The sequence below is a fragment of the Siphonobacter sp. BAB-5385 genome (assembly GCF_002261125.1).
Classification (GTDB): Bacteria; Bacteroidota; Bacteroidia; order Cytophagales; family Spirosomataceae; genus Siphonobacter.
In genome coordinates this window covers 26,301-44,864 of sequence record NZ_NMPS01000119.1, presented here as the reverse complement: position 1 = coordinate 44,864, position 18,564 = coordinate 26,301, and the positions used below count along the sequence as shown (strand labels likewise).

Genomic DNA, 18,564 nt, shown 5'->3' with positions numbered 1-18,564 from the left:
CATTTATTTACTCGCTTATGGTACCAACTGGTTTGCCAACAATGCCGACGCGGGTCTGTACCGGATCGAGTACGCGGAAGGTAATCGCAACCCCGTGGCGGATATTCAGGTGGATCACCGCTACGGAGCGGCTCCGTTGAAGGTACATTTATCCGCGGCTCGTTCCAAAGATTACGACCCCGGTGATCAGCTCACATTTGAGTGGCAGGTGGGCAAACAAACGCTGAAAGGTACGGAGGTATCCCCGACTTTCGAGAAGCCCGGCGTCTATCCCGTTACGCTCACGGCCATTGATTCGCAGGGTGGAAAAGGTACGGCTACGGTTACCATTAAGGTAGGTAATACGCCGCCGAAGGTTGAAATTCTTTCGACGAGCAACCGGAGTTTTTACTGGGATCATTCGCGACTGAACTATGAGGTACGGATCACCGACCGCGAAGACCAGAAGATTGATCCGGCCCAGACGAAGCTTTCGTTTACGTACCTGGACTACGGAAAGGACCTGGCCAGCGTTTTGTCAGGAAATTCGCATACTCCAACCGCTCAGGTGAAAGGCGAAAAACTGTTTCTGGCTTCCGACTGCAAATCCTGTCATGCCCTGGCGACGGCTTCCATCGGACCAAACTTGCAGGCCATTGCCGGGAAGTACAAGGACGATGCCGTTGATCGGCTGGCTCAGAAAGTCATCAAGGGCGGTAGCGGCGTTTGGGGTAAGTACGCGATGAGTTCGCACCCCGATTTGTCCGCTGCCGATGCTCAGGAGATGGTTCGCTATATTCTTTCGTTAAATCAGAAAACGAAGACTTTACCGCTGTCGGGTACCTTGTCTCTCAATCAGCATTCTGCCAAAAATCCGGACGGTGCCTACGTACTGCTGGCTCGTTACACTGACCGGGGTGCTCACGGGATTGAACCGTTGACGAGTCGCGAACATCTGGTTTTGCGTAACCCATTGCTTCAGCTGGAAGACAATGATCGGGGTACGGTTGGCGTCGTCATTGCTACGGCCAACAATGGCTACCAATCGTACATCCGGAAGATTTACGATCAGACGTATGTGGCCTTTCATCACCTGGATTTAGTCGGCATTCGGCAGATCAAACTTCGGTTCCTGTCCTACGGCGAAGGCGGTCAGGTGGAGATTCGGCAGGATGGGGTAAACGGTCCTCTAATCGGTCGGGTCACACTACCAGCCGGGAAAGCCAACGTACGAAACGAATGGAAAGAAGTACAAACGCCCATTCAGCCAGCCAAAGGCTTTCACGATCTGTACCTGGTTTTCAGAAATCCAGAAGCAGCACCCAAGCAAGAGCTCTTTTACCTCGACTGGATGTTGATGGAACGTTAATGGTTGCTAGACTACGAAAAAGGCCAGCCTTCTGCCGAGGGCTGGCCTTTTTTCGTAGTTTGTTGTATCGAACGATGGAATAAGCTAAACCAACGAAAGTAGTCGGTCACGAACCAGTAGACAGGCACCTACAATACCCGCGTGCTCGCCCAATTTCGACATTTTCACCTGCGTATCATTGTTGACCAGACTCAGGGAGTATTTGTTAATGGCCGTTTTGATGGGTAAGTAGATGTAATCCTGCGTGGTGGCCAAACTGCCACCAAGAATGATCAGTTCCGGGTTAAAGACATTGATCAGAAAGGCAATGCCCCGCCCGATGTTCTCGCCCAGTTGAGCCATGAGTTCGATGGCCAGTACATCGTCATTTTTGGCCGCCTGAATAATGTCCTGCATTTGAATCTGATCCGGCTGCAACCCCGTACGGGTCAGAACCGACGTAGACCCTTCGCGTATTTTTTCCTGAAACAATCGCGTCAAGGCCCAGCCCGAAGCTTCCGTTTCCAGACAACCTTTCTTGCCGCAGTGACAAATCACTTCATTGTCGAAGATGGGCACGTGGCCGAGTTCCCCGGCGTAACCCGATTTCCCGTAGTACAACTGCCCATCAATGAGAATGCCTACACCGATGCCAAAATCCAGGTTGAGAAAGAATACATTTTTCTCCTTTTCTACAATTCCATTACAGAATTCTCCGTAAGCCATGGCTCGGGAGTCGTTTTCCAGAAAGACCCGGTACCCTACTTTCTTCTCAATGATTTCGCTGAGCGGTCGTTCCTCGAAAAAGAAAAAGCTATAACTGTAACCCGTGGCGTAATTAATCCGGCCGGAAAGATTGATTCCGATACCCAGAATTTTGGTTTTCGGAATCGTTAAACCCGCGATGAAACCAGTAATTAATTCACAAAGCGTATCCAGCGATTCGGTGGTATTGTCGAGCGTATACGGCAAATTCTCGGTCACTTTCAGCAGGTTTTTCTGCAAATCAAGCAGGCCAATGTTGATGTGCGTATGTTTGACATCCACGCCAATAAAAAAAGCGGAATCGGCAACTACTCCGTACAGATTGGGCTTACGACCACCCGTAGAATCAATTTTGCCATAATCCTGAATCAATCCTTCCTGAATCAGCTCATTGACGGTTGAAGTCACCTTGGGAATACTGATGGCTAATTCTTTACTTAATTCGGGAATGATGGCGTTACCGACGTTCGCAAAATAACTCAGAATGCTTCGTTTCGGATCGATACTTTTGTGCGTAGTTCGGGTCTCGCTTACTACCTTGGTCATTGCAAAAGGCGACTGATGTTACAGGAAACAACCCGGATAAAGCCGTTGGTGGAGCCCTTTGTGCAGTCGGGCAAAGGTGATTAAAAAATAAAAACAAAACCAAGGTACGCAGAATTTGTCGCTGTCCCAAACCCCATAAAAGGATAACTATTAAGGCTGCTGAAGTTTAGATTCAGAATGTTTTGATCCATTCCGCCAAGCCGTACGAAAGCGGAAGATTGCTTCAATTTATCGTGACTCAACCGTTTTAAACGATCTGCTTTGGGGACGAAAACCAACGAAAAACCCTAGCCTTCAGGCTAGGGTTGAATCGGGCAGTGGGACTGCCACCTAAAATATCCCAAAGGATGCCTGGCGGGACATTCTTTACTCCTTGTTGTATTTCGGGGGCCAAATATGATAAGATTTGATTACAACCACAAAGTTCCTTTGGTTAAACAATAAAATACTGAATCAAAATTCTGCGTTTGTGGTTTACTATTCATTCAATTACAAATCTAATTTGGTATACTTCACTGATTTCCAGGAATTTTAATCGATAATCAGAATACGATTCATCCTTATGTGTTACTATGTGAAGGCTCAGGCTACGATGCAGCAATTACAGGATCGTTTTCAGGCGGATCCCCTGGAAACGGACGGCTACGAACCGCAGGAGAAAGTCAACGGCTTTGCCATGCCGTATCTGCCGGTCATTACGCAGGAAGATCCTGGTCGGATTCAGTTGTTTCGCTGGGGACTAATTCCGGGCTGGGCCAAGCCGGACAAAGCCCCGGAGCTGGCTAGAATGACTCTAAATGCCAAGTCAGAAACGTTATACGAAAAGCCCAGTTTCAAAGGTTCTGTCCAGCAACGTTGTCTGGTACTGGTCTCAGGGTTTTATGAGTGGCGGCATCAGGGATCCACTAAAATTCCGTACTTCATTCACTTGCCGGATACGCCTCTTTTTGCCCTGGGTGGCTTGTACAGTCACTGGAAAAATGAGCAGACGGGTACCGAAATTCCTACGTTTACCATTATTACGACACCCGCCAATGAGCTAATGGAGTACATCCACAATACTAAAAAGCGGATGCCTTTTGTACTGAATCCAGCCCTGGAAAAAGACTGGATTCGTCCGGATCTGAAGCGAAATGAGATGAACCAGTTCATGCAACCCCTGGAACAGCAACTCATGGCGAGCGAGGTAATTGGAGCGTAATACCTTGAAAATCATTAATATTTGCAACCAAACGCTTCGGTTTTACAACTGATACTTCAATTCCAGTACCCCATTGCTGTAGCTTTTGGTACGGGTAAGCTGAAAGGTATGTTTTTCCGTTAATCCCTGAAACAGCGAAATTCCCGAACCCAGTACGACGGGCATTACATGGATGATCAGTTCATCGATGCATTTTTCCTGTAGAAATGCCGCATTAAGCTGGCCCCCGCCAATCAGCCAGATGCCCTTGCCGGGTTGCTGTTTTAAAGATTGTATGAACGGGAGCCAATCCTCTGTAATGAAGGTTACGTACGGAGCTTCGCCACGGGTAGTCGAACGGGTAAAGACGTAGTTGGTCAGGTTCGCGTACGGAAAGGTCTCTTCCAGACCCAGCACGACTTCATAGGTTCGATAGCCCATCAGGGTGGTATCGATGGTTTCCAGGAAAGCTGCGTAGCCATAATCCGTCTGTTCGGGATTGGGAAATTGGATGAGCCAGTTTAACTCGTCCTGGGGTCCGGCCACAAATCCGTCCAGACTCATGGCTGTGTACAACGTTATTTTTCTCATGCGAAAGGATTTTATTCCGCAAAAGTGAATCCGTTTTTTCCGTGAAAATTGTATAAAATTTACCCAAAACTGCTTACAGATAAATCGTATTGGGTATCTCCCGAGCCACCCGCTGCTCCCGTACAGCCCGACGGTACGCACCCGGCGTCATGCCGGTTAATGACCGGAACGTTCGGATGAAGTGAGCCTGATCGTAGAAACCCGATTCATAGCCGATTTCGGTTAAGGATTGTTCAGGCTGAGTAACCATACAATGCAAAGCCTGATTGAGCTGAATCATTTGCCGGTACTTCTTCGGTGTTATGCCCAGCACTGAAACAAAACTACGCAGAAAGGTTTTATGCGATTGCTCCAGGGTTTGTACGTACGACTGAATGCTTGCTCCGGAACTAGATTCCAGCTCCGTTAATAAGTCCTGTGTGGCCGTTGGAATGGATTGAGGCCGACTATTATCACGAAGAAAGGCTTGCAGGTACTGGACTTTTTCGGCTCCCTGCGTGTGTTCCTTCAGGTTTTGTAGAAATGGTGTGGTTTGTGGACCGAACAGGGGCCGGAGTGTGCTCGGTTTTTCGGGCGTAAATCCGAATAATCGATACAGTCCTCCGGGTTTGAACAAGATCCCAAGAGCCCGATACCGTCCCTGTACCGTCGTATACAAGGGTTGTTGCGATAACCCCAGCACGGAACCTGCGGCAGTATAGGCATAGGGAAAGGCTCCGGTATTACGAAATGAATCGCCGTAGTTGATGAGTAATTCCTGATACGGAAAGGCAACGGTTTGCGTGCGTACGTGCACCTGCGGACTCTCCTCATACCAGATGCAAGCCACGCTATGCCCTAAATCGTCCGTCGGTCTGAGTTGATACGAAGTCTTCATAAAACGGTTGGATAGCCCCTAATTCAGGTGCGAAAGTAAAGGTAATACGACCGTGAAGGAGTCGGCTTCTTCCCGAATAACAATGTCCGACTGCGTCAGCATCCGGTATTTAGCCGTGATATTGTTCAGGCCTACCCCATTGCTCACCACGGCTTTATTTTTACGCTGTACGTTATTCCGAACCCACAGTTGTACTTCGGAAGGGCGGGTGAAAGCGGTAGAAATATCAATCGTCAGCGGCTGACTGGCCCGTACCACATTGTGCTTGACGGCGTTTTCGACCAATAATTGCAGGGTGAGCGGCGGAAGGGTGTAATTCAGGTGTTCGATGGGTACGGACAGTTGTACCCGAATGCCTTCCCCGTGCCGTGTTTGCAGCAAATGCACGTAGGATTCAATAAAACGCAGTTCCGTTTCCAGTGTCGTCAGTTCGCGGTCATTGGCGTATAGCAGGTATCGGTATACCTTGGAAAGTTCGTCCACAAACCGACCCGCCAGCTGGGGCGATTCCTCGATTAAGGAAGACAAGGCATTGAGGGCATTAAACAGAAAGTGCGGATTGACCTGACTTTTAAGCGAATCAAAACGGGCCTGCCATTCGGCCCGCATGAGCTGTTCTTTTTCCTGATACGTCTGTTTCCACTGATGAATCAGATAACTACCCTCGTAAATACTCACATAAACGCACACGTAAACGACCTGAATACCAACGGTTTCAAAGTAATCGTACAGATCATACAGCCATAAACCAGGATTAAGCAACTGATTGACTCCTGAGCGTAAAAACGTATTGACATTGGCTAGCAGAATAATTACAAACAGTAGCCGCCACAACCGACGCCGCGTATTAATCAAGCCGGGATACAGCTTTTGAATAAACCGGACCACCCAGCGGGCCAGCTCCCAACCGATATACCCACAAAACAGACCAATCAGCATGGACCAGAAAAAATCCCGGGGGGTTAGCTCCAGGTACATGCGGAGCTTGAAGAAAATCAGACCGAAGGCAAAAAGCCCAATAGGCCCCAGCAAGCGAAGTCGTAAATTACGTGATTGAGGAAACGGCATATAAGGCAGAAGGTATAAAAACGAAAACTAAAATTACGGCGGGTTTTCGTCACTTCAAAGAAGATTTTCTTCTCTCTCGAAAGAATAAAAGCGGGTATCTATCATCTTCATTTATTCGTCAGTGGTGTAGCTCTTTTAACATTTTATTTAGAGCCAAGGGTGAAAATGGCCGTCTCCACTTTTACCTTTGTTCGCGTATCCAATCCATCACCTGCACCGTTTATTCGGATTTGATTAACGTAGTATGTCTATTTTTTCTGTACGAGTTTACCGCTTCCTGATTTTCCTGTTTACTGGCTTATTGATTCTTACTTTTTATCACCGTACGGAACATTTTGATGATGCCTGGTTTGCGGAACAGTCCTACTGGTTTTTGAAAGAAGGAAAAGTTCGTTCTGAATTATTCCGGGGCCTTTTATACTGGGACGAACGCATTTATGTTTTTCATAAACTTTTCATTTACACCGGAGCCTTTTTAATGGGTGTGGTGGGTTTTAGTGTAGCGGGAAGTAAAGTCATTAGCATTCTTTTTGGAACGATAGCGGCGGGTTTAATCTGGAAGTACACCGAGCGTGAGTCCCGCGAACAACAATGGCTGGCCTTATTGCTGTATCTGGGCTGCGGTACACTAATCCAGTATTTCTGCATCAATCGGCCGGAAATCATGTGTATGACGCTGGGCTTTGCCTCTTACCTGTGCCTGGACCGCCCCGGCGGACGGCTCCCACACGTGGGCTGGGCGGGCGTATTCGCCGGTATGGCCGCTCTGACGCATCTGAATGGGCTGATTTACCTGGCCGCCGGTGCCCTCTGGCTACTCCTTCGCACCGACTGGCGAAAAACGCTCGTCTTTGCGGGTGTTGGCGGATTTGTACTGAGTCTGTATCTGCTGGATGCCCTGCTGGACCAGCGGGTAGACCGGATGGTTTGGCAGTTTGTGGAAGACCCGGCCATGCAATACACGCGTACCCTCTCCGACAAATTAAAAGTGATGGTTGATTATCATCAACTCTTTTTTCACAGCCAGCACGAAGCCGCGTTAACCGCACTCGTCGTGTTGACTATTATCTTCGCTCGCAAGCACCTTTCCCTGACACAGCCAATCCTGTTATACCTGCTTTTACTCGTCGTTTTTTTCTGGTTATTAACCAAAAGTACTTTCGCTTTTTATATTCTTTTATTTGTCCCCTGGTTCGCTATTCTTATAGCGACTTACGCTCCTGCATTTCTCCGAACGCAAGTGCAAAAACGGGTAGCCCGGGTCATTTTATCCGCTTACGTTTTGATTGGATTGTTTACGATTGGCGAAGTAGTATATGAAAATTATACGGTTCCTTATCAGCAAACCTATAACGAACAATTAGCCCGCCTGATGCCCGAAAAGAACAGCAGGGTAATTGCCCCGCTCAGTTTTTTCTTTGGGCAGATGGAAAATTATCAGATTCGGAGCCTGAGTTATTACTGTTCCCTGCGAGACCGTCCTCCGCTGACCTTACCGGAATTTTTCGATCTTGCTGACCGGGAAAAAGTAAAATACATCATCAGTGATGACCCCCTGAATTCGAGCTATTACATTCCGCTGGATACGCCCGAACGAATGGGAGCCTATATCCGAATTTTTAAAGATGATCGAACGGTCGTATACCAACACCAGCCCTAACCGTTAGAACAGACCTGCGACGATTTGGAGAAGCCAGCGCCCTTTGCTTAGTTTTGACTACTAAAAACCACATTCATGAAACTTCTGGGAAGAATTGTAACCGTCGAATCACATAACACCTCCCACCCTGATCCTACCTTCTCGCTTGAATTACACGTTGCTCGCCATGACATCCGCCTTTTCCGTATTACGCAGGAGCAATTCGATGAAGTCAAAGCTCGTGGCTTCGGTAAGGTTGAACTGGAAGTAAATCCGAATAGTGGCCTCGTCCTTTCGATTACCCGTACGTAAGGTAACCGGGTCGGTGGGCCGTTTCATCTGGATCAACATAACTTTGTACGCCATTGATTGGAAATCCCTTCAATCGATACCTATCACGAACGTATCATTAAAGTTCTACAATGGAATTCTATCTGCTTTTTAAAGAAGAGGATACCTAGGAAATACGATATCATTTATCCGTTACAATCCCTGTACATAAATCCCTACAAAAAAGATAATCCGTAAGAACCTTTCGTTTGTTTGAATTTTGCAAGTATTGGTTTGTTTGCTGTAAGCTACTGCTACTGAGTCACGTATACTTTTGCAGTGTACAAGAAACAAACATATTATGACTTCTTCCAAGGTATGGTTCGTCACGGGAGCCTCACAAGGACTGGGATTGATATTGACCCAAAAATTACTACAGCAGGGTTATCGGGTAGCCGCCACCTCAAGAAAGTTAGATACATTAATCAAAGAAATTGGTCCGGCTTCGGATCAGTTTTTACCCCTACAGGTTTCGTTGACGGAACCAGCCAGCGTGCAGGAAGCCGTTGCTCAAACCATCTCCGCTTTCGGTCGTATTGATGTAGTGGTAAACAATGCTGGTTACGGACAGTTTGGAACACTCGAAGAACTTAGCGACGAGGAAGCTCGCAAGAATTTCGACATTAATGTCTTCGGTTCACTTAATGTCATTCGTGAGGTGATGCCTTACCTCCGCAAGCAGCAGTCGGGACACATTTTCAATATCGCTTCGGTCGGCGGCTATACGGCCAATTTTGCGGGTTGGGGCATTTATTGTGCTACGAAGTTTGCCGTCGCTGGTTTTACGGAATCGCTGGCGGCGGAGGCGAAATCATTCGGTATTCATGCGACGGTAGTGTATCCAGGCTATTTTCGAACCAATTTCCTCACCCAGGAATCCATGGCTACGCCGGCCCGCCGTATCGAAGCATATGCGGAAGCTCAGGCCTCTTTGTCGGCCCATCGCGAGGATATCAATGGTAATCAGCCCGGTGACCCGGAGAAAGCCGTAGCTGCCTTGATTAAGGTGGCTACCACACCTAACCCACCGCTCCACCTGTTTCTGGGTAGTGACGCCTACGCAATGATGCAGGAAAAGATGGCGGCCGTGCAGGCGGATGTAGAGGCCTGGAAAGACTTGACTATTTCTACAGATTTTACGACTCAATCCTGAAACGGAACGAACCTGAAACTGTCCCAGCAAAAGTCATGAAAACAAACAATTCTTACGTAGGTATGTGGGTAACGAAAGATGGCTATATCCGGCATGAACTCTTACCTAATGGCCGCTACGATGAAGCCCGGGGTACCCGGAAAAGTGCCTATCAGGGCCGGTACACCCTCACGGGAGATCACATTGATTACGTGGACGATACGGGTTTTACGGCCGACGGTGATTTCCGGGACGGAATTCTGTACCACGCCGGAATGGTTCTGTACCGGGAAGAAAAGTAAACGAAACTCATCTCCATGCAAACGCCCAGCGTCCTGATCGTGACGCTGGGCGTTTTTTTATAACATTAAATGTTCGGGCAAAGGAATGACCTGGCTGCTTTCGTCGGCTACGGGAGCGAGCCGCTGTTGTTGGAACGGAATAATACCCGACCAGATGGGCAATTCCTTATCTTCTGGTTCATCATTGGGCATGCCCGTCCGGATTTTCGCCGAAGCCTGATCGGCTTTAAAAGCCAGAACCGTTGTTTTGCGTAATTCACTGTCGGTCATGGGCCGCAGGTAATCCCAGCTATTCGGTACTATTTTCTCGGTCAGCCATTGGAGAGCCGCTTTTTTAAGGCCAAGCTCTTCTATCTTTTCGGCTTCAGCAAAGAGAATTACGGAACGGTAATTCACCGTATGCGAAAAGGCCGATTTGGCAATGACCAATCCATCCATTAAGGTAACGGAAACGCAAACGGGCAAGCCTTTTTCAATCGTACGAATAAAATGACTGCCCACTGAACCATGGATGTAAATCTTGTCTTCGTAGCGGACAAAAGCCGTTGGAATGGAGTAAGGCTGGTTGTCTACGCAATAGCTGATGGTGCAGTATAAGGCCTCATCGAGAATAGGGTAAATGGTTTCGGCATCAAAATGAGCTTTTTTAGCATCCCGACTGGGAATAAGTTTCGGAGTATTCATTCGGCTGTTTTTTTGACAAAAGTGTAGCTTTGCTGGATTCATCTACGCATCCATTTTTAACAAAACGAGTAGTCCAATTTTATGCAGCCTTTAGCTACTCTCCTTCAGATTTATCGGCAGGATCCTCAGCCCATTTACCTTCAGCTCGCCGCTCAGCTCATTGATCTGATCCGTAAAGGCATCCTGCGTCCGGATTATCGACTCCCCAGTACGCGAGCGTTAGCATCGGGATTAACCATTCACCGAAAAACCGTAATACAGGCTTACGACGAACTCATCGCTCAGGGTTGGTTACAAACGCAGGTAGGAAGCGGTACGTTCGTAAGCCAGCACTTACCGGAATTATCGCCCCGGCCCTTGTTCAGTGCCGACGTTTTCAATCCTGCGAAACAGGCGGGGTTTCCTTTCCACCCCACACCGCATCTGGATCGACAGCCGCTCAAGGCTCAGGCCCGCTATCACCTCGACGATGGGTTTCCCGATGCCCGACTTGCTCCCGTTCAGGAATTATCGCGAGCCTATCGCTCGCAGCTGCTGGCCTCCAATCCTTACATTCGGCTGGGGTATAACGATCCCAGTGGCTCCCGCTGGCTTCGGGAGGAATTAGCCATTTATCTAAATGCTACGCGTGGTTTGCGGGCTGAACCGGAAAATATACTGATTGTACGGGGTACGATGATGGGCGTGTATCTGGCTAGTACCGCATTGCTTCAGCCAGGAGACGAAGTGGCAGTAGAAGAATACACCTGGTCAGGGGCCCGCATGAATTTTCTACAGGCCGGAGCCCGGGTTACGCCTGTACCGGTAGATGCATACGGCATCGATGTGGATGCGTTAGAGCAAATTTGTCAACAACGACCGCTGCGGATGCTGTACCTTACTTCGCATCACCAGTATCCTACAACCGTACCCTTACGAGCGGACCGCCGTATGCGGTTACTGGCTTTAGCTCAGGCCTACAAATTCATTGTTTTCGAGGATGATTATGACTACGATTTTCACTACGAAAGCAAGCCGCTGTTTCCACTCGCCAGTGCCGATCTGGGTGGCATGGTACTCTACAGCGGTTCATTCACCAAAACCATTTCACCAGCCTTTCGGGTTGGGTATCTGGTAGGCCCGGAAAATGTGATCCAGCACCTGGCCAAACTACGCCGAATCGTTGATCGTCAGGGCGATACATTGCTTGAAAATGCTATGGCCGAGTTATTACATATGGGAGTTATTCAACGGCACATCCGGAAATCGCTACGCATGTATCGGCATCGGCGGGATCTGTTCTGTGACTACCTGCAAACGGAATTGGGGCATGTTGTTGATTTTCAAAAACCGGAAGGGGGCATGTCCGTCTGGACTACCTTCGATTCGGGTATTAACCTTGTACGACTGGCCGAAAAAGCTCTTCAGAAAGACTTGTATTTATCCAACGGAACAGCACACGAGTCCGTTTTCCGAAAAGAAAATGTTGCTCGTCTGGGCTTTGCTTCTTCGACGGAAGAGGAACTAGTCTGCTGCGTTAAAATTCTTAAATCGCTACTCTAGCCAGGTAGAACGCTATATAAAACCGGCTGATTAGGCTGTGATCCAGCCCGTTAAAACAGGAAGTAAATAAAAAAGCCAGCGATAAAGGTAGCTCCTGCCATCAGGCGAATTCTATTCAACTTGCGTTCACACATTTCCTGCCGAACGGTAGCTTGTATATGTAAAATGGCGGTGTCAGGACTCAAAAGGTCGGTCGGTTCGACCGAAGGCTTTATCCATAAGATTCGTTTCATACACTTCTCCTCTTGCTTTCAAACTAATAAAGTGATGGGAAATTAACCAATGTTCATCTTCTTTATGAAATTGTACGCTACTGAAACTTGCCTGTAATTCGTCAGATGGTGTATAGGCCTGCCGTAATTCCCAGCAAATCCATACAAACCAGCACACGATATATCCACTAATTATTGCTACCCAGATCATCCGTATTCTTATTTGACAGAACCATTAAAAAAGTCGTATTCGCCTCATCAACAATGCCACAATGAAGAAGATTGAGGAAATCATTACTCAGTTACGGTCGTTCGATTCCTGGCTATAATAAGGATTGAAAAAAGTTTAAATCCCAAAAAATGCTTTTATAGTGCTAAAAAGCCGTTTTACGTATATTGCGTATATATATACCGTTAATGTTGGTATAGTCTTTTAACATACTGGTATAGAATCCATTAAAGATATTTTCTTGTATGTAATGTAGTTTGTTACCGCCAGACAAACGTATCCAAAACCCAGCGTCCGCCAACGGCTGGGTTTTGTGTTGTTAAATGAACAGCTATTAATGCTACGCAGACCTTAAAAGCGAGTCAGATGTCTTTTTCAGGAATTTTTACTAGGAATGCTACCGTCTTTTTTGTCTATTTGCCCAAAAAAGCAGAAATCAATTTTTATTATCGATGGCTACTAACTCAACCAACGATGGGGGCGATTTAACTCCCGTATACGTCTAATCGGCTTTTTGATCGTACTGTCTCTGATCATGTTACCCTTTTTCGACTACACCAACGCTCCGATTACGCCAAGTACTACGACCGGTGATGTGGGTCTGGAGAGTATTTCTCCGAAAGTAAGCCTGCCTAAAGAAGCTGCTGCGGCTGCCAATCATTAATAAAAGAAACCTCTCCTTCGCGAGAGGTTTTTTTTATGTCCTCTCTCTTTCCTGCCCCGATACGCTGTATGGCTTCGTATCGTCTGTAAACTGCTTTAATTAGAAAGCGTATCCTTCCTTAATTTCGATAGTTGGTAGTCATTTTCAGAATCTATTTCTGCCTATACTGCATATTTTATCCGGAGCTGCTGATACAACTTTAGCCTTTCCTGATTTATTTTTGTAAGTGTATCCACTTGATTGATTCTTAAAGCTACCTAACTATACATCCTATGTTATCATTTATCGCTGATAGCTGTAACTACTTTATCTTAATCTGCACGGTCCTGGGCATTCACTTCTACCTGAAAGTACACGGTCGAAATAAAGTGACCAATGCCCGCCTCAAAGGCTTATATGATCTGGGTTTGAACTCGGTTTGCGTGCTGGGCATTGGATTCTGGCTGGTCTGGTTCTGGACGTCCAGATTCTTTTAATCGTTACAAATTCTCTGTCATTCAGGCATTCCGTACCCTTTGGTTTTGAACAACAAATCAAAGGGTATTTTTATTTTTTGAACCGGATGAACGACAATGCTAGTAGCTACTTCCTACAATAGTACGAAGGACGTTGGAAGTAATTATCCTGCATATAACGACATAACAGGTCAGTAGAAAAAAGCAATTTTTCAATATATCGCTAATGCATTAGAGCTTTACAGGGGTTTTCCTACTAAAAAAGGGAATCGTTACCAAGGGATTTTATAAACACTACTTATGGGATACTTATCTCGTTTATTTTATAAGTAAATAGCTACTTTTAGGAAGTAGAATTAAGGACTATGAGCCTTTTTTTACAAGCATGCTAAATTAGATAACGGGTTGCATATGAAAAGAATATGATGTAATCTTGTACCCGAAACGTTGCCCATCATCGTCCTTGATTCTTATGAAAAAAATCTATATTCTTTCTCTTTGAGTTTCCTCCTGGTTCGTATCGTTTTCTCCCTTTTACCTTCCTGCTTTCAACCGTAACGTCATTTCTGCTGGCTACATACATCCGTATCCTGCCGATGCTTCAGCGTGATCTGGCTTTCTAGTGCCTTCTTATTTCCTCCATACATACCATGTTATCTTTTCAAGTAATTGCTCGTCCTTTTAGGCGGGTTGTTGGTTTCCTGAGTCTGTCTGTACTGTTTCTAACGTCCTGCCACAAAGAGCCCGTCGAAAAAGTGGAGCCTTTCTTAGCAGATAGTTCGTTAGTAAGTGTATACGAACCTTCAGCGTTGGCTCTCATTCAGTCTACTAACGATTCCCTGGAATATCGCCCGGCTGACTATACGATGGAAGTCTATCGTCTTACCTATCGCACAAGTTTAGCCGGCGGTACGCCCATTCTTGCTTCGGGTATCGTGTACCTGCCTCGTCAGCCCAAGGCAAAAAACTACCCCTTGTTAAGTTTCCAGCATGCCACGGCCTATTCGCCTGCCGAAGCTCCAACGGGCAATAGTCTGACGGCTCCGAGCTTTTCCTATCCGCTGTACTTTGCCACGCATGGTTACATTGTTGTGTGCCCCGATTACTTGGGTTACGGCCAGTCCAGTCAGGTTTCACACCCTTACGAACATCGCGAAACGCTGGCCAAGGCTTCCGTAGATATGCTCCTGGCCACGAAAGAGTTTCTGGAAGCTAAAAACCGCACCACGAATGGACAGGTTTTTCTGGCCGGCTATTCCGAAGGAGGGTACGCTACCCTTTCAACGCAAAAGATGATTCAGGATAGTTACGCTACTGAGTTTAAGCTTGCCAGTACCAGCTGTGGTTCAGGTCCGTATGCTACGAAAGCTTTCTTTCAGCATATCACTACGCAGCCTACCATCGGTAAGCTGGCTAACTATCTATACGTTTGGCAAACCTTGACTTACAACGAATTACACGGCCTGAATAAGCCCATTAGTTACTATTTCAAGGCTCCGTACGCCGAACAAATCCGGCAGTCCATGGCTAACGCCCGGTCCATTACGGTGAGTTTTCATGAAATGTGCACCGATACCTTCCGGGCCGATGTTTTCGATGATACGTCTATGTTTTCGGAAGCACTCAGGAAAAATGATCTGACGGGTTGGTCAACGCAAACGCCTCTGCATCTGCTGCACGGCGATACCGATGAATACATTCCCTACCTGAATACGGACAAGGTCTACGAGTCCATGCAAAAACTGGGGGCTACCCAGGCTCAACTGACTACCATTCCGAATGGCTATCACGTACCCACGGAAGTGGTATTCATGCGGCGTACCCTCGAATGGTTTGAAAAAGCGAAAACGAAATCAGTTCAGTAAGCATCGCTAATGACACAAAAGGGGTTCTAACCAGGATAGGTTAGAACCCCTTTTGTATTAAAAAAGGATCTGTCCCTACGCTTAGAGGGCAGTCAGGTAATCCACCATCTTTTTTCGGGTAGCTTCGTCCGGTAAAGGGCCAAAACCTGCCTGCATGTTGTCGGCCAGGTGATCCGGATCGGACGTACCCGGAATAACGCAGGTAACGGCGGGGTGCGACACGATGTATTTGAGAAAAAACTGTCCCCAGCTTTTTATTTCATACGCGGAAGCCCAGGCCGGAAGGGGCTGGTTGCGTACCTGAGCAAAAAGTCCCCCTTCACCCAAAGGCCGATTGATCAGCGTCGCGACGCCCCGATCAGCGGCAATGGACAAGAGCCGTTTTTCCGCATTTCGATTCAGAATGGAGTAGTTAAACTGAACAAAATCAATGGCCTCCGTTGCAAGAATGCGTTCCAGCATTTCGTGGCTGCTATCCGTGTAATGGGTTATGCCCAGATATCTGATTTTCTTCGATTCTTTCCATTCCCGCAAGGTTTGCAAATGCGTTTGCCAGTCGGTCAGGTTATGAATCTGCATGAGATCGATCGTCTCCCGTTGCATTCGCTCCCTGGATTCCTCCATTTGTCGAATGCCCTGTTCACGGCCCGTCGTCCAGACTTTGGTAGCGTAAAAAAACGAATCGGCCAGCCGGGCTGCCGTAGTAAGATCACCGATACGGGCTTCCGAACGGCCGTACATGGGCGAGGAATCAATGAGCGTACCTCCCGCCTGATGCATGGTCTCCAGGGTACGTTGTAAGCGGTCAGTGGGTGCGGGCACATCAAACGTTTGCCAGGTACCCAGACCGATCACAGGTAACGTTTCCTGCGTCGAAGGAATGGGGCGTTTAAGCATACAAGTTGAGCAATGAGTTGGGTGGAAATCGAGCGGAATCAGGAGTACAAAATCCGGGCCAATTCATTCGCTAAACCTATGGTAAGAGCGATTGTGGAAATCGTTTGGCAGTTTTCACTGGTACGCATCTTTTGCCGAAAAGAGCAATAGTGAAGCAGTATTCTGTCGATGCATCCACCAAAATCATGAAGAAATGAACGCAAATTCTGAATCCAGCCCAATGACCGATCCCCGAGAAAAATATCCGAAACCGCCGTATCCAGAGCAGGAGCAACCCGTACCCGGTAAAACGGCTAAAATGTCTCCCCAGCCCGATCATGGCGAAACTTCCTATAAAGGTTCCGGCAAACTGGAAGGACGTAAAGCCATTATCACGGGCGGAGATTCCGGCATTGGTCGGGCCGTGGCTATTGCTTTTGCCCGCGAAGGTGCCGACGTATTGATTTCGTATTTGAACGAAGAAGAAGATGCCCGTGAAACCGCTCAGTATATCGAGCAGGCGGGTCGGAAAGCCGTATTGGTGCCGGGCGATATTAGCGAAGAATCACACTGTCAGGAAATTGTACAGAAAGCCGTTGCCGAATTCGGCAGAATCGATATTCTGGTGAATAACGCAGCATTTCAGATGGCCCGCGAATCGTTACAGGAAATTCCCAGCGAGGAATGGGACCGGACGTTTAAGACGAACATCTACGCCATGTTCTATCTCTGCAAAGCTGCCGAACCTTTCATGAAGCCCGGTAGTACGATCGTAAATACAACCTCGGTTAACGCGTATACGCCCAACCCTACGCTGCTGGCCTATACGGCTACGAAAGCCGCCATTCAGAATTTTACGGGCAACCTGGCTCAGAGTATCGCCGAAAAAGGCATTCGGGTCAACTGCGTCGCTCCGGGACCGATCTGGACGCCGCTAATCCCGGCAACCATGCCTCCCGAAAAGGTACAGAAGTTTGGAGAAGATACACCGTTGGGACGGGCAGGCCAACCCGCCGAGCTAGCCCCGATTTACGTATTGCTGGCTTCGGAAGACTCCAGCTATATGTCGGGAGCAACCGTACAGGTTACCGGTGGCCGACCCACGATTTAACGCTCCAGTCATTGAACGGGTTGTTGGAAAATGATCCGTAAGACGAATGATTCCCTGCATCCGTAGTTTGGAAGCTCTACGTTGATTCTTCGGACGCAGTTCCAGATAAAAAAGGCCAGTACGTGCGATACGTACTGGCCTTTTTCGTATAGCCGCCCTTTCGTTTTCTTACAATTTCAGGAAGAATAGAGAATCGACCTTTGTGGTGGGTCAGGCCAAAGCCGGACTCTATCCATCACTACTATATTCCTGAAAAAACCATGTCTACATTCCCAAAAATTCTCATCACCGGAGCTACGGGTGGTGTCGGTTCTGCATTAACTCAGCAACTTGCTCAGCGTGGAATTCCGTTTCGGGCCCTCGTTCGTTCAGAAAAAGAAGCCCTGGCTACATTACCGGGGGTGGAAGTAGTGCGTGGTGACTTCAACGATCCGGCCAGTCTGGCCCGTGCTTTGCAGGGTATCGAACGGGCCTTTTTACTTACCAGTTCTTCTGAACAGGCCGAACAGCAGCAATTAACTTTCGTAGCCGAAGCCCGGCGGGCGGGCGTTCAGCATCTGGTAAAGCTGTCGCAGCTAGCGGCAGATCTGCATTCGCCCGTACGCTTTTTACGGTATCATGCCGTTGTAGAAGAGGCCATCCTGGAAACGGGCTTGACGTATACGTTTCTACGTCCAAACCTATTCATGCAGGGATTACTGGGTTTCCGTTCTTCCATTGCTCAACAGGGCCTGTTCTTTGCAGCCATTGGCGATGCAAAAATCAGCCTGATTGATGTACACGATATTGCCGCTGTAGCCGTAGAAGCGTTAACGGGCGAAGGGCATACCGGGAAAACGTATACCCTAACCGGGTCCGAAGCACTGAGTCATTCGGAAATCGCTCAGCAACTTTCAGCGGTACTTCACAAACCGGTTCATTTCCAGGAGGTATCGCCTGAGCTAATGCGAGAAGCCTTACGAAGCATAGGCTTTCCGGAGTGGCAAGCCGAAGGCCTCGTGGAGGATTACGCTCATTACAGCCGGAACGAAGCCGCTATGGTCACCTATACCGTACGGGAAGTAACGGGACAAGCGGCTCGTACTTTTCAGGCCTTTGCCCAGGAATTTGCTCCACTGTTCCGGAAATAATTTATTTATCGGGGAAACGGAGCAGTACTCCGTTTCCCC

20 protein-coding genes are annotated in these 18,564 nt (G+C 47.8%); 12 read left to right on the top strand and 8 right to left on the bottom strand.

Annotation, left to right across the window (positions count from 1 at the left end; genetic code table 11):
* A partial coding sequence (locus BWI93_RS11930) for a PKD domain-containing protein (protein WP_141217443.1) occupies positions 1-1,348 on the top strand: 1,348 nt, incomplete at its 5' end.
* 84 nt (positions 1,349-1,432) lie between these two features.
* On the opposite strand, the gene BWI93_RS11925 is transcribed toward BWI93_RS11930, so the two are convergent.
* Positions 1,433-2,638: an ROK family protein gene (locus BWI93_RS11925; RefSeq protein ID WP_094811559.1), complete on the bottom strand. Its 1,206-nt coding sequence runs from the start codon at positions 2,636-2,638 to the stop codon at positions 1,433-1,435.
* A gap of 562 nt (positions 2,639-3,200) precedes the next feature.
* Here BWI93_RS11925 and BWI93_RS11920 point away from each other — a divergent pair.
* Positions 3,201-3,839: an SOS response-associated peptidase gene (locus BWI93_RS11920; protein ID WP_094811557.1), complete on the top strand. Its 639-nt coding sequence runs from the start codon at positions 3,201-3,203 to the stop codon at positions 3,837-3,839.
* A gap of 42 nt (positions 3,840-3,881) precedes the next feature.
* Here BWI93_RS11920 and BWI93_RS11915 read toward each other — a convergent pair whose 3' ends face one another.
* The 3 genes from BWI93_RS11915 to BWI93_RS11905 all read right to left on the bottom strand — a co-directional run bounded on the left by BWI93_RS11915 (position 3,882) and on the right by BWI93_RS11905 (position 6,354).
* The gene (locus BWI93_RS11915) at positions 3,882-4,409 is read right to left on the bottom strand and encodes a dihydrofolate reductase family protein (protein ID WP_094811555.1); all 528 of its coding nucleotides are present in this window, start codon (positions 4,407-4,409) and stop codon (positions 3,882-3,884) included.
* Between the two features lie 73 nt (positions 4,410-4,482).
* Complete coding sequence (locus tag BWI93_RS11910) at positions 4,483-5,286, bottom strand: AraC family transcriptional regulator (RefSeq protein WP_094811553.1); 804 nt, start codon at positions 5,284-5,286, stop codon at positions 4,483-4,485.
* An 18-nt stretch (positions 5,287-5,304) separates the two neighbouring features.
* Positions 5,305-6,354, bottom strand: a complete 1,050-nt coding sequence (locus BWI93_RS11905) for a sensor histidine kinase (RefSeq protein WP_094811551.1) — start codon at positions 6,352-6,354, stop codon at positions 5,305-5,307.
* A 244-nt stretch (positions 6,355-6,598) separates the two neighbouring features.
* Here BWI93_RS11905 and BWI93_RS11900 point away from each other — a divergent pair, with 244 nt between their 5' ends.
* Complete coding sequence (locus BWI93_RS11900; protein WP_094811549.1) at positions 6,599-8,014, top strand: glycosyltransferase family 39 protein; 1,416 nt, start codon at positions 6,599-6,601, stop codon at positions 8,012-8,014.
* A gap of 150 nt (positions 8,015-8,164) precedes the next feature.
* On the opposite strand, the gene BWI93_RS27775 is transcribed toward BWI93_RS11900, so the two are convergent.
* Positions 8,165-8,359 (bottom strand): hypothetical protein, encoded by a 195-nt coding sequence (locus tag BWI93_RS27775; protein WP_094811547.1) that lies wholly within the window; start codon positions 8,357-8,359, stop codon positions 8,165-8,167.
* Between the two features lie 265 nt (positions 8,360-8,624).
* On the opposite strand from BWI93_RS27775, the gene BWI93_RS11890 reads away from it, so the two are divergent.
* Both BWI93_RS11890 and BWI93_RS11885 read left to right on the top strand, forming a co-directional pair.
* Positions 8,625-9,476: an oxidoreductase gene (locus tag BWI93_RS11890; protein WP_094811545.1), complete on the top strand. Its 852-nt coding sequence runs from the start codon at positions 8,625-8,627 to the stop codon at positions 9,474-9,476.
* A gap of 35 nt (positions 9,477-9,511) precedes the next feature.
* Entirely contained in the window at positions 9,512-9,757 is a 246-nt protein-coding gene (locus BWI93_RS11885) for an Atu4866 domain-containing protein (RefSeq protein ID WP_094811542.1), read from the top strand.
* A 57-nt stretch (positions 9,758-9,814) separates the two neighbouring features.
* Here the strand turns inward: BWI93_RS11885 and BWI93_RS11880 are convergent, their stop codons facing one another.
* The gene (locus BWI93_RS11880) at positions 9,815-10,441 is read right to left on the bottom strand and encodes a pyridoxamine 5'-phosphate oxidase family protein (protein WP_094811540.1); all 627 of its coding nucleotides are present in this window, start codon (positions 10,439-10,441) and stop codon (positions 9,815-9,817) included.
* 81 nt (positions 10,442-10,522) lie between these two features.
* On the opposite strand from BWI93_RS11880, the gene BWI93_RS11875 reads away from it, so the two are divergent.
* Positions 10,523-11,983 (top strand): PLP-dependent aminotransferase family protein, encoded by a 1,461-nt coding sequence (locus BWI93_RS11875; protein WP_094811538.1) that lies wholly within the window; start codon positions 10,523-10,525, stop codon positions 11,981-11,983.
* A gap of 50 nt (positions 11,984-12,033) precedes the next feature.
* On the opposite strand, the gene BWI93_RS11870 is transcribed toward BWI93_RS11875, so the two are convergent.
* Positions 12,034-12,216: a hypothetical protein gene (locus BWI93_RS11870; protein WP_094811536.1), complete on the bottom strand. Its 183-nt coding sequence runs from the start codon at positions 12,214-12,216 to the stop codon at positions 12,034-12,036.
* Between the two features lie 743 nt (positions 12,217-12,959).
* Between BWI93_RS11870 and BWI93_RS28720 the strand changes: the two genes are divergently transcribed.
* From BWI93_RS28720 to BWI93_RS11860, 3 genes are all read left to right on the top strand, one after another.
* Positions 12,960-13,088 (top strand): hypothetical protein, encoded by a 129-nt coding sequence (locus BWI93_RS28720; protein WP_255157811.1) that lies wholly within the window; start codon positions 12,960-12,962, stop codon positions 13,086-13,088.
* Between the two features lie 272 nt (positions 13,089-13,360).
* Entirely contained in the window at positions 13,361-13,564 is a 204-nt protein-coding gene (locus BWI93_RS11865; protein ID WP_094811534.1) for a hypothetical protein, read from the top strand.
* Between the two features lie 629 nt (positions 13,565-14,193).
* Positions 14,194-15,408, top strand: a complete 1,215-nt coding sequence (locus BWI93_RS11860; protein WP_094811532.1) for a S9 family peptidase — start codon at positions 14,194-14,196, stop codon at positions 15,406-15,408.
* Between the two features lie 81 nt (positions 15,409-15,489).
* On the opposite strand, the gene BWI93_RS11855 is transcribed toward BWI93_RS11860, so the two are convergent.
* Positions 15,490-16,305 carry an aldo/keto reductase gene (locus tag BWI93_RS11855; RefSeq protein WP_094811530.1) on the bottom strand — a complete coding sequence of 272 codons (816 nt, stop codon included), beginning with the start codon at positions 16,303-16,305 and terminating at the stop codon, positions 15,490-15,492.
* A gap of 12 nt (positions 16,306-16,317) precedes the next feature.
* Here BWI93_RS11855 and BWI93_RS27770 point away from each other — a divergent pair, with 12 nt between their 5' ends.
* The 3 genes from BWI93_RS27770 (at position 16,318) to BWI93_RS11845 (ending at position 18,525) form a co-directional block, all read left to right on the top strand.
* Positions 16,318-16,455, top strand: a complete 138-nt coding sequence (locus BWI93_RS27770) for a hypothetical protein (protein WP_158242815.1) — start codon at positions 16,318-16,320, stop codon at positions 16,453-16,455.
* Positions 16,456-16,498: 43 nt separating this feature from the next.
* Entirely contained in the window at positions 16,499-17,395 is an 897-nt protein-coding gene (locus tag BWI93_RS11850) for an SDR family oxidoreductase (protein WP_094811561.1), read from the top strand.
* Between the two features lie 260 nt (positions 17,396-17,655).
* Positions 17,656-18,525: an SDR family oxidoreductase gene (locus tag BWI93_RS11845; RefSeq protein WP_094811528.1), complete on the top strand. Its 870-nt coding sequence runs from the start codon at positions 17,656-17,658 to the stop codon at positions 18,523-18,525.
* Positions 18,526-18,564 lie beyond the last annotated feature (39 nt).